11 protein-coding genes are annotated in these 10047 nt (G+C 59.0%); 2 read left to right on the forward strand and 9 right to left on the reverse strand.

All coding sequences use genetic code 11. The features are described 5' to 3' along the window. Positions 1-19: 19 nt before the first annotated feature. Positions 20-1120 carry a hypothetical protein gene (locus tag PSH80_RS17335; protein ID WP_305417688.1) on the forward strand — a complete coding sequence of 367 codons (1101 nt, stop codon included), beginning with the start codon at positions 20-22 and terminating at the stop codon, positions 1118-1120. After that, positions 1053-1646, forward strand: a complete 594-nt coding sequence (locus PSH80_RS17340) for a hypothetical protein (protein WP_305417690.1) — start codon at positions 1053-1055, stop codon at positions 1644-1646. The genes PSH80_RS17335 and PSH80_RS17340 overlap by 68 nt, the downstream gene beginning before the upstream one ends. Before the next feature lie 243 nt (positions 1647-1889). Here PSH80_RS17340 and PSH80_RS17345 read toward each other — a convergent pair whose 3' ends face one another. The 9 genes from PSH80_RS17345 to PSH80_RS17385 all read right to left on the reverse strand — a co-directional run bounded on the left by PSH80_RS17345 (position 1890) and on the right by PSH80_RS17385 (position 9997). Continuing rightward, positions 1890-2207, reverse strand: coding sequence for a hypothetical protein (locus PSH80_RS17345; RefSeq protein WP_057441684.1), 318 nt, complete (start codon positions 2205-2207; stop codon positions 1890-1892). Positions 2208-2212: 5 nt separating this feature from the next. After that, on the reverse strand, positions 2213-2374 hold the full coding sequence (locus tag PSH80_RS17350; protein WP_162947739.1) for a hypothetical protein: 162 nt from the start codon (positions 2372-2374) through the stop codon (positions 2213-2215). Positions 2375-2469: 95 nt separating this feature from the next. Further along, positions 2470-2808 carry a DUF2388 domain-containing protein gene (locus PSH80_RS17355; protein ID WP_057960135.1) on the reverse strand — a complete coding sequence of 113 codons (339 nt, stop codon included), beginning with the start codon at positions 2806-2808 and terminating at the stop codon, positions 2470-2472. A 118-nt stretch (positions 2809-2926) separates the two neighbouring features. Then, positions 2927-4000, reverse strand: coding sequence for a methyltransferase domain-containing protein (locus PSH80_RS17360; RefSeq protein WP_057444279.1), 1074 nt, complete (start codon positions 3998-4000; stop codon positions 2927-2929). A 45-nt stretch (positions 4001-4045) separates the two neighbouring features. After that, positions 4046-5494, reverse strand: coding sequence for an adenylosuccinate lyase family protein (locus PSH80_RS17365; protein ID WP_216312260.1), 1449 nt, complete (start codon positions 5492-5494; stop codon positions 4046-4048). Next, complete coding sequence (purB, locus tag PSH80_RS17370; RefSeq protein WP_057441691.1) at positions 5494-6927, reverse strand: adenylosuccinate lyase; 1434 nt, start codon at positions 6925-6927, stop codon at positions 5494-5496. Before purB ends, PSH80_RS17365 begins: the two co-directional genes overlap by 1 nt. Before the next feature lie 29 nt (positions 6928-6956). Continuing rightward, entirely contained in the window at positions 6957-7943 is a 987-nt protein-coding gene (locus tag PSH80_RS17375; RefSeq protein ID WP_057441693.1) for an HOASN domain-containing protein, read from the reverse strand. A 39-nt stretch (positions 7944-7982) separates the two neighbouring features. Next, complete coding sequence (locus PSH80_RS17380) at positions 7983-8978, reverse strand: HOASN domain-containing protein (protein WP_305417696.1); 996 nt, start codon at positions 8976-8978, stop codon at positions 7983-7985. Between the two features lie 188 nt (positions 8979-9166). Further along, a complete protein-coding gene (locus tag PSH80_RS17385; protein ID WP_289142024.1) occupies positions 9167-9997 on the reverse strand; it encodes a hypothetical protein in 831 nt (276 codons plus the stop codon). Between the last annotated feature and the right edge of the window lie 50 nt (positions 9998-10047).

Consider the following 10047-nt stretch of genomic DNA (forward strand, 5'->3'; position numbering starts at 1 on the left):
TTATAACATGGAGCCGCGAATGCACGTCCGCTACAGAGAGTTCTTTTCCAACACCCGGGCGGGGTTGGTCCTTGGGGTGATTGCCATGCTCATTCTTGCAGGAGCGATTCTAACGCTCAGGAACCTCGAGCCCCTCACCAACTCCTTTACCTACACCGAGGACGGCGTTTGGTTGGGACATGCAATGAGTAAAGGCTGGTGGTACGCCATAGTTAACGCCAAGACAGACTACTTCGTGTGGGGAAACCTACTGTTCATTTATTTGGCGACATTAGCCTCTGATATTTTCTGTGGCGACAAGCTGGTTTGTTACCCTGAAGCACTTTCTTTTTGGTCGTATTTTTTTTACTCGTCAGTAAGTGTCCTTTGCTATTACGTAACCAAGGGTCTAATTCCAGAAGTCGTTCGATGGATTGTTTTTCTAGCCACTCTGCTGATTCCACTGGGGGACTCTTCGGGCGAGATATTTGGAAAAATATCCAATATCGGCTACTACTTCGTCCTCATTACCACCTTGCTGATATTCGTAAAAAGCAGGAAGGCCGCTGCAACGCCACTCATCGATACGATATTGCTGCTATGTGCTGCTACAAATCCAGTGTGTTTGATACTGACTCTCGCGCTCTCCACTTTCACTTTGCTTGATCGCGATTTCAAAAAATTCGTTAAAAAATACGGAGCTGTCTTATTTGGCTGCCTCGTCATTGGCGCACTGATTTTTTTCAGGATAACTGCCTCCCCAGCCAAAGGCGTTATTGGTAGTTTCAGACTCGAAAGCCTAATCGAAGTTAGCCTCGCGAGGGCCTTCATCTACCCGCTGGCCTTTCCTTTTTACAACCAACTCTCCGACACCATTGTTGTAACCCTCTCCCTAGCGCTCCATCACTTTACTCGGGGCACTACTGGCAAAGGAAAAATCGAGAGAAGTCAAAACGCTTATATCAATGTGTGCAATAGCTTATTTCATATACGTATTCTTTACGGTATATATGCGAAAAAGCCTGACAGAGGTTCTAGGTGGGTACGCCGGTACATTTCCCGACCGGTACTTTATGGGGCTGAACGTTATTGTTATCTTCTCGCTCCTGGTGCTCGCTGGCTCAGCTTTGCGGGCAAGTAGGACGGCTCGCATTGCAGGTACAGTAACGCTGGTCTCTTTCACTGCGCTGTATGCAGCCAATGTCGCCTGGTTGTTTGAAGGGGAAGCCGCGAGGATGCAGTTCGCTGGAACTTTAACTTTCCAAGATCAACTCTGCTCGGCCTCACGACAGCCAGCAGATACTGAGGGCAACGTATCTGTTTCGTTATACCCAGCAGGCTGGTTCGCGACAATCCCTAAAGACAAGGTATCCGCCGCAACCAACAAAATTGAGTGCGCCTCGGAAGACATCTCATTTTATGTCACCGACTCTAACTGGATAAAAGGCATTGCAAGAAAGTGGGCAGGATTTTACCTGCACAACACTCCAGAAAACTTAGCGTCATTCAAAATCGGAAGCACTGTTCAGTTTCCAGACAAAACAACACGAAAAATTGTCGACATTTCGACCAGCAATGAAACAATAAATGTATTTGTGGAGGGCGACATACTGATAGCAAAAAAAGTTGGCTTCCCATTTAAATTCGTTGTGATAGAGCAGATATAACATCACGAAAAGACCCCGGACATCCCAGCCCCATTCACTAGGTACGACTGGGGCGCCTGACCGTTGATGAACACTACCAAGCGCAAGGGTCGAGGCGTAAGCGGTGACGAAAATCAACGGTAGGAGCTGTCGAGCCCCAGCGAGCCTGCGATGGCGGCGGGTCAGCCAACATCATGCTGGCAGTACCGCCGCCATCGCAGCCTCGCTGGGGCTCGACAGCTCCTACAGGTGGACCATCACGCCTTACAGCAATACCGTAGCCAGCATCCCCAGCGCCCCCAGGCAAAAGCCGATCAATGCGCCGCGCCCAGGTGCCTCATGGAACAGCGCCCAGACCACCACAGGCTCCAGTAGCAGCAAGGACGTGACCGAGACCACGGTGACGATCCAGATATCACCGACCGCCACATACCCCAGCCAATAGGCGCCCAGCAGGCAAAGCCCGGCAAAGCACATCAGCACTACAGGCATGATGAATGCCTGCCATGAACCGTCGCCGGCATGGGCCAGCCTGGCGGTGACTACCTCGCTGTAGATTGCACAAAACTCACCGATCACCATCAACCCTAGAGCAAAAACTCCGAGTAGTTCTTTGGACATATCAAAAACTCCTTCGTATTCAGCGCAATGTTTTTCAGCTCCCAGCGCGCGATGCCGCTCACCAGGGAGTTGTTGCAGTGATACGAAGCAGCCTTGAACAGGCCTGAATTACCGAAGTGCTTTTGCATGCTCATGTCCTTCAACGGGTGTGAGTCGGCGCAGCCCCAACTAAGGAGGGCTGGCTCAGATCATACGTTCCGTTGAGCAGCGTGAACAACCAACACTAGAGTGCCGGTATAGATGAGGCCGCGATCGCCAGGGCCAGCTGTGCGTCAGACATCAGCGGCGGCGTGTAGGTCGAGCGATAAAACCTGCTTGCCTGCTCGAACTGTGCACCCCGGATCTCGCCATCGGAGCCAATGAACGCCAGCGCGTCACTTTTGGAGGATTTGAAAAGCTCTGGAATGTAGGAAGTACCGGCGGTAGCTCCCGAGGTAATCACAAAGGGCGCTACCGAGGTGAGCATGAGCGCCCCCTGGAACGGGTTATTGTTTTCGGCGGCCACAGCGGGGTTGCCAATCGACACCAGGAGGACGATTGCCAGGGGTTTGCAGAAATCCATGGGTGATTGCTTCCGTGCGTTCAGAGGGGCGCCACGATAACAGAGTTGGGCGGTCCATCACGCAGGTGTCGCAGGAGCGTGCCCGGGAGCGTGTAGCACACGCCCCGGGCACGCTAGGTCACGGCTTGAGTTCAAACAAGGCCGGCATTGGCGGCCATTCGGAAGGTACCTTGCGGAAGTGGCTGAACCCGGCGGCTTGCGCCATCTGCCGTGCGCGCTTCTCGCCCATGAACGCCCCCAGCCCTGCCCCACCGTGGGACAGCGAGCAGGTCATGCAATACAGGGTGCTCTGCGGATACATCACACGACCGAACAGGTTCATGTTCTCGTGAAGCTCTTCGGACAGGTTGAGCTCGACCATCAGGTAGGTGCCGTCTTCGGCCGTCGCGGCGCGCAGGTCCTTGAGCATCTGCTGAGGATCGGTGGCATCGTGGATCACCACGAAGGTGGTCACGAAGTCGAATTGCTGGCCTCGCAAGGCATCCGAATCGTTCACCTCGAATTGCACCCGGTCACCGACCCCGGCTGCCTCGGCATTGGCCCGTGCCAGCTCGATGGAAGGCAGGTGAAAGTCGCAGCCGACAATCCGGGCCTCAGGGTACGCCTTGGCCATGGTGATCGCCGCAAGGCCGGCGCCGCAACCGAAATCCAGGACACTGCCGCCGGTCTTGAGCTTCTCTTCGACGCCGTCCAGGGAAGGAATCCAGTGCTGGACCAAGTAGTGCTTGTACCAAGGCATGGTCATGCGCTCCATGCCTTTCCAGGTTTCCAGCGGAAACGCCTCTTCGGCGCAACCACCACCGTGGCGAAAAGCTTCGATGACCTTGGGCGCCATGCTCACGAACGGCACACTCAGCTGAATGATCCCACCGGCAAAATAGGGCGAGTCTTCATCGGCGAGAACCGGCACAAATTCAGCGGGCATCTGGTAGCTACGGGTTTGCGCGTCATAGGTCACATAGCTGCCGGTGACCATGCTGCCCAGCCATTCGCGCAGATAGCGTGCGTTGTAGCCGGTCTTCTGCGCCAGCTGTTCCAGGGTCACGGCCTCACCGTCGGCCAGTGCCTTGAACAGGCCAAGCTGGTCACCGATGTAGAGCATCGCACCGCGCAGTGTGTTGCCGTAATCCTCCATGATCCGCGCGGAAAACTGCTGAACCTTGGTTTTATCAACTTCCATAACCTTAGACATCTGTCTCTCCTTGATAAGTTTGCAAGCCTGCTCATTGAGCAAGGGTCAGCGGTCCGTCAGTTTGGACAGCACGTTATCGACAATGCGTTCGGACATGCCCAGATGGCTTCTGGGCTCGAACAGCCGCGCCAGGACGCCTGCATCCATGACAGCGACCACCCGGGTATCGGCCTCGATCGCCGTGCGGATCGACACGTGATCGCGCTGGCTCGCCTGGGACACTTCGAAGATGATTTGGTAGGCGCTGCTCTTGCCGAGCTTGCGTGCCATTTCGAACACCACGGCTTCGGTGCAGATCGCATCGCCATAGCCCTGGGCGGTGCATTCCATCTTCTTGACGTTAACGGTCAGCCCGTCGATGGTCTCGGTCAGGATCGAGAGCGCCATCAGCGCATAGTGCGAAACGTCCGCCACCGCACACCACTCCAGGCGCGTGCCACGGTAATCGCGCTCGTGCTCGAGGATCATCGCGTCCAGCGCGAGCACGACCTGGGCCTTGGCCAACCGCGCCAGGACCACGACCTGCTCGCAGCCCTCGGGGTTGCGCTTGTGGGGCATGGTGCTGCTGCCGATCTGTTGATCGCTCCAGCCCACTTCCACCTCGCCGATTTCCCAGCGATTGAGCGTGCGGATTTCGTCGGCCACACGGGCCAGCGATGCCGTGACCATGGCCAAGGTACTGACGAACTCTGCGACACGGTCACGGGACACGTGCCATCCGGTCAGGGGCACTTGCAGCGACAAGCGCTGCGCAAAACGCTCCAGCATGGGCATCGCGTCCGGACCGAACGCCGCCATCGTGCCGACCCCGCCAAACAGCTGCACCACCAGCACTCGCTGGCGGGCCTCAGCCAGGCGCTGGCGGTGGCGCAGCAGTTCATCAATCCAGCCGGCGACCTTCAGCCCGAAGGTGGTTGGCAAGGCTGGGATCGAATGGGTCCTGGCGACCATCAGCGAATCACGGTGCGCATCGGCCAGCGTCGACAGTTTGCCCAGCAAGGTCTCCAGGGCCAGGTCCATCGCGTCGAGGACGTCGCGCATTTCCATGGACTGGGCGGTGTCCTGTATGTCCTGGGTGGTGGCGCCGTAGTGCACGAATTCACGGGCACTCGGGCTGCAGTTTTTTTGCAGGGCGCTCAGCAAGGGCATCAGCGAATGACCGGTGGCAGCCACGCCTTCGGCCAACTGGCGCACATTGATGCCCGACAGCAAGGCGGCTTTTTCGATCTCCAGGGCGGCCTCGAGCGGGATGATATTGACATCGGCCTGGGCCATGGCCAGCGCAGCTTCCACATCCAGCCAGCGCTGCAGGCGGCAGTGACTGCAGAAGATCTTGCGGCTCTGCGGGCCGGCATAGCCTGAACCGTGGGTTTTCGAGTCGAGGATGTGGCTGTGTTCGTGCCGGCACTGCTCGCCGTCATGACCCAGGCCGAGGTGTTCCGAACGAGCTGTGCAAGATGCACGGGCTACCTTTTCCAACATTTGCGAATCCATCACATACCCTCCATCGCGTACTGGGACTGACCGACATTTCCTGGGGTTGCCATCACCGCTTCAAGGCCATCGCTTGAAGACCGGGGTATCGCTTTGTTCGCCACCAACTCGACCATCTGTGCCGCAAGCCCCGTGTAGGTGGTCGGGTCAAGCAGGTCGTCGAGCGCTTGGCGGGTGAAACAGCCGTGCAAACGCTGATCGTTGAGCAGGGCTTCGCGAAAAGAAACACCCGCGCCTTGGGCTTGCAGAGCTATTTCGTGAACCAACTGATGGGCCGTCTGCTTGCCCAGGCGAGGCGCCAGCGCGAGCATGACCCGCTCCGACAGGATCAGCCCGTCCAGCAAATCCAGGTTGCTGCGCATGCGCGCTTCGCGCACGTCCAACCCGGCCAGCAGCACACCCTCCATCCGTGCAAGCAAGGCACCGGCGTAGATGAACAGCTCCGGCAAGGCCGCCCATTCGATGCGCCAGGTGGTGCCGTCACGCTCGTGCAACTGGAACGCCGCATCGGTCAGCGCGAGCATTTGTGCGCGTACCAGCCGCGAAAGCGCGCTGATCAGATCCACCGTCGACGGGTTTTGCTTGTGGGGCATGGTGCTGCTCCCCACCTGCCCTGCCCGGCGGCCTTCACGCACTTCATCTATCTCGGTGCGTTGCAGGTGGTAGATCTCATTGGCGACCCGGCCCAAGGTCGCCGAGGCCTGGACCAGCAGCCAGGCCGCCTCCAGCACCCGGTCGCGGGCGCTGTGCCAACTGCTCAACGGTGCCGCCAGGCCAAGGCTTTCCAGGGTCCGGCGCTGTACCTCCAGGCCCTGTGTGCCCAAGGCCGCCAAGGTGCCCACGGCGCCGGTCAGGTTGCCCACCATTACCCGGGCATACGCCTCATCAAAGCGCTCAAGGTGTCGATCAATTTCATCGACCCACACCGCGACCTTGTAGCCAAACGTGGTGGGCAGCGCTTGCTGCCCGTGGGTCCTGGCGACCATCGGCGTGTGCTTATGCTGCAGGGCGAGCGTGAGCAAATGCCCACGAATCCCCCGCAAACGCTGCAAGACCAGGCCCCAGGCATCGCGAACCTGCAAGATGAGCCCGGTGTCGAGGATGTCCTGGGTGGTCACGCCGTAATGCACGTATTCACCCAACCCATCGGCGCACAAGGCCTCCAGTGCGCGAATGGTCGGCACCAGGATGTGCCCGGTTTCCATGCTCTCGCGCCCCAGTGCGTCGAGGTCGAGCAGCTCCACACTGGCCACCCGGGCGATTTCCCGCGCAGCTTCATGGGGGATGATGCCCATCTGCGCCTGGGTCGCCGCCAGCGCTGTTTCAACATCGAGCCACTTCTGCACCTGATTGGCATCAGAGAAGATCGCGGCAAATTCCGGGGACGAGTAAGCGCCCCCGTGGATACGGGATTCTGATATATGACTCGGCATGTCGGGTTACTCGCGTTGTCCAGGGAGGGCTACTTCACGCGCTGCACTTCTTCCCAGACAGCGTCGTAATAAGCCCTCTCCAGCCGGAAGTGCTGGGCCAGGGACGTCAGGAATGAATTCTGGAACGCGAGGTCCGGAATACGCCGTGAGATCAGCGCCCATTCACGCTTGGCCCGCGGCGGGACAAGGCTGATATGCACTTCGTAGTACTCCGCGTCGTCCTGGCTCAGGCCAGCGTTGCGCAAGGCGTTGTACAACTTGCCGTGGTTGCCGGGAACCACCAGTTCGGTGATGTAGAACACCGCCAGGCCCCAGCCGACATCCGGGTTGCGAAAGCACCGGGCCCGGTTGTTCAGGTAGGCGATCTCTTCGGGCATGGTCGAGATGGCGTCGAAATCGGCAGGCAGGCCCACGGCGCCGAGGAGCTTGGCCAACAGCCGTGGGTGGGAGCGCTGCTCGTCCTCTTCGCCCAGCTCGCCGTAGAGGTAACGGCCAAGCGCGGCTGCCTCGTCCACGTCGGTGAGGTTGACCAGCAGGTCCGCGGCGTCGCGGTACAGGCGGAAGGTGCGGAACCACTGGTGATGCAGGAACACCTGCAGTTGCTCACGGGAGGCCTTGCCTTCAAATATGTACTGCGACATCGGATGGTTTTCGCGCGACTGCGCGGCGATTTCCTCTTCCAGGCGCTGTTGGAAGCCAGCTTCGGACAAGGGCGATGCCAGGTCCGCAGACGGCATGAAACGCTCTTGCACGCCATAGATCGCATTGGCCAGCCAGCGCCGGGTCGAGGCAGTGGCGACGTCATCGCTCAGCGACAGGATGTACAACAATTGCTGACACTGCGCCGCGTTCGCGGCATCGCCCCGGTGGCCCGATTCGCACAAGGCGCGCAGCATATTGGCGGCAATTTCGATACGGTTGAATGTCGTGTCAGGTTTGAGCGCCTCAGCCAGCAGGCGGGCTTCAGCGGTGTGAATGCTCTGTAATTGCGGCAGCGAAAAATTACGTGGGCTCATCATGTGCTCCATTTTTTTGTTCTAGGGTCGCTGGGAGGATCAGGCGGGCAGGCGTTGTTCCTGCATCTGCTGCCACAGGCTGTCGAAGTAGGCCTTGTTGATTTCGAAGTGACGCTTGAGCGCCCGCATGAACATGCGCTGGAAGCCTTCATCACTGGCGAACTTGGCGATCAGTGCCCACATTTCCTCGGTGTCGATCTCATCCTGGGTGCCATGCAGGCGGTGGAACTCACTGGGCCCCTCTGGCACCTCAAGGCGCTGCAACAACTCGTAGATGCGCCGATGGTTGACGCAACTGACCGACTCGACGGCGTACAGCAACGCCAGGCCCCACGCCACATCGGTGTGCCGCACACAACGAATGCGATTGTTCAGGTAGGCCTTTTCCAGGGGATGCAGTGCCGGGAAGTCAATCGCCAGCGGAATATCGAAATACTCCATGAGGTGGGCCAGCATCGCCGGGTGGGAACGCTCCGGTGTCTCCGCCCCTGCCTCGCCGTAAAGGTTGCGGTAGAACACCGACGCGTCCTCAATGGCTTCGAAGCGAAAGGCCAGTTCGGCCAGCAGGCTGTAGAAGTTGTAAGAGCGGGTCCAGTGGTGTTCCAGGAAGAAGCGCACGTCTTGCACCGGCGGCGTGCCCTGGAACAGGTGCACCGACATGGGATGATTGACCCGGCTGCGTGCGGCGATTTCAGCATCGACCTGCTTGCGGAACTCATCCGCCGGCAGTGCGGTGAAACTCGGCAGGTCGGCGGCGAACTCATCTTCGACGCGGTAAACCTCACTGGCCATCCAGCGACGGGTCGGCTCGGTGCGCGGCTCGCCGGGAATGTGCAGTTGCAGCAGTGCTGACTGGTAGTGGGCGTAGGCGTAGGCGTCTCCCGACAGGCCTTGCCGGGTCAGCGCGAGCAGCGCTTCCAGCGCGCTGGTGACCTGGGTGTATGGCGCGCCGGGCTTCAAAGCATCAGCCATCAGCGCCGAAGCGATGGTGCACTGATGGGCGTCCGGGCGTTGTTGCAGGGCAGCAGTATCCATTGATAACCCCTTTGATCCTTATTTTTATGATGGTTGCGTACTCGAAAAAAATCCTAAAGGTTCCTCCAGTGGCAAGGTCAACACCTGTAGGAAAATTCTTTTCATTGAGTTGAAACAGCCCGTAACCAGGGCTGTTCGCCCCGCCGATGGCTGACCAACGGCGAGGCGAGGATGCCGGGGGGGAGGCTTCAGGACGCGGCGGGAACTGTCACGAGGAAAGGCACGGTACGAATTTTGTCGCCACCCTTGAATTGAATCCACAAGGCATAAGGCCCCGCATGCGCGGGCTTGGCATGCAGCATCAACTGCGCCGAGACTGCGCCTGGGTCGCCATGGTCACCGTGGGCGGCCTGCGCCGCCATGGCGTGCGCATGCACATAGTCCAGCTCATCGGTACTGACGAAAACCGCATGGGCCGCCACACCCAGGTAGGTGTCCAGGTCCTGGGCCGGCTTGCCATCCTTGAGCACGGTCAGCGACATCATGCTTTCGCTGCCGGCACGCAGGGCGGACGTGTCCAACTTGACCGTGTACGGGCCATCGCTACCTTGCTCCGGTTTAGACGGCGCCTGGGCCACCGCATCGCTGCCGCCCTGTACTGGCACCTCGAAGCGCACCACCTGCTGGCCAAGCCCGCTCGGCACGGCATCGGCATAGACGTAATAGGTGCCCGACCGGGGAAACTTCATCGCGACCTTGAAGCGACCATCAGCGCCCAGCTTGGCCGCGTGCTCATGGATAAAACTGGTGAAATGGCTGTCGATCGCCAGCACATGAAGGCGTTGAGTCAGTTCTTCGTCAAACTGCACGATCGGTTGCCCGGTGGCCTTGTCGGTAAAGGCAATCGACAACTCACGTGTCAGTGGGCCGGTTTCTTTGACGATCAGCGCGCCAACAGCCTTTTCGCTCTCGCCGGGCAGCGCGAACGTGCCTTTGATGCTTTCCTGGGCTGCCATCGACGGCATTGTCGCCGCGCCTAGCACTGCCAGGCCAACGGTTAGAACCTGCTTGGTATCCATCTGGGTGACTCCTCATTCGATAAATGGTGGCTTGCGACAGGAAATCTGCC

The organism is Pseudomonas sp. FP818, from assembly GCF_030687335.1.
Lineage (GTDB): Bacteria > Pseudomonadota > Gammaproteobacteria > Pseudomonadales > Pseudomonadaceae > Aquipseudomonas > Aquipseudomonas shahriarae.

Excerpts from the sequence above, each read along its gene's own strand:
- PSH80_RS17350 (WP_162947739.1), bottom strand. The coding sequence starts at position 2,374 with ATGCAAAAGCACTTCGGTAATTCAGGCCTGTTCAAGGCTGCTTCGTAT.
- PSH80_RS17355 (WP_057960135.1), bottom strand. The coding sequence starts at position 2,808 with ATGGATTTCTGCAAACCCCTGGCAATCGTCCTCCTGGTGTCGATTGGC.
- PSH80_RS17365 (WP_216312260.1), bottom strand. The coding sequence starts at position 5,494 with ATGGATTCGCAAATGTTGGAAAAGGTAGCCCGTGCATCTTGCACAGCT.
- PSH80_RS17340 (WP_305417690.1), top strand. The coding sequence starts at position 1,053 with ATGGGGCTGAACGTTATTGTTATCTTCTCGCTCCTGGTGCTCGCTGGC.
- PSH80_RS17385 (WP_289142024.1), bottom strand. The coding sequence starts at position 9,997 with ATGGATACCAAGCAGGTTCTAACCGTTGGCCTGGCAGTGCTAGGCGCG.
- PSH80_RS17345 (WP_057441684.1), bottom strand. The coding sequence starts at position 2,207 with ATGGTGATCGGTGAGTTTTGTGCAATCTACAGCGAGGTAGTCACCGCC.
- PSH80_RS17335 (WP_305417688.1), top strand. The coding sequence starts at position 20 with ATGCACGTCCGCTACAGAGAGTTCTTTTCCAACACCCGGGCGGGGTTG.
- PSH80_RS17360 (WP_057444279.1), bottom strand. The coding sequence starts at position 4,000 with ATGTCTAAGGTTATGGAAGTTGATAAAACCAAGGTTCAGCAGTTTTCC.
- PSH80_RS17380 (WP_305417696.1), bottom strand. The coding sequence starts at position 8,978 with ATGGATACTGCTGCCCTGCAACAACGCCCGGACGCCCATCAGTGCACC.
- PSH80_RS17375 (WP_057441693.1), bottom strand. The coding sequence starts at position 7,943 with ATGAGCCCACGTAATTTTTCGCTGCCGCAATTACAGAGCATTCACACC.
- purB (WP_057441691.1), bottom strand. The coding sequence starts at position 6,927 with ATGCCGAGTCATATATCAGAATCCCGTATCCACGGGGGCGCTTACTCG.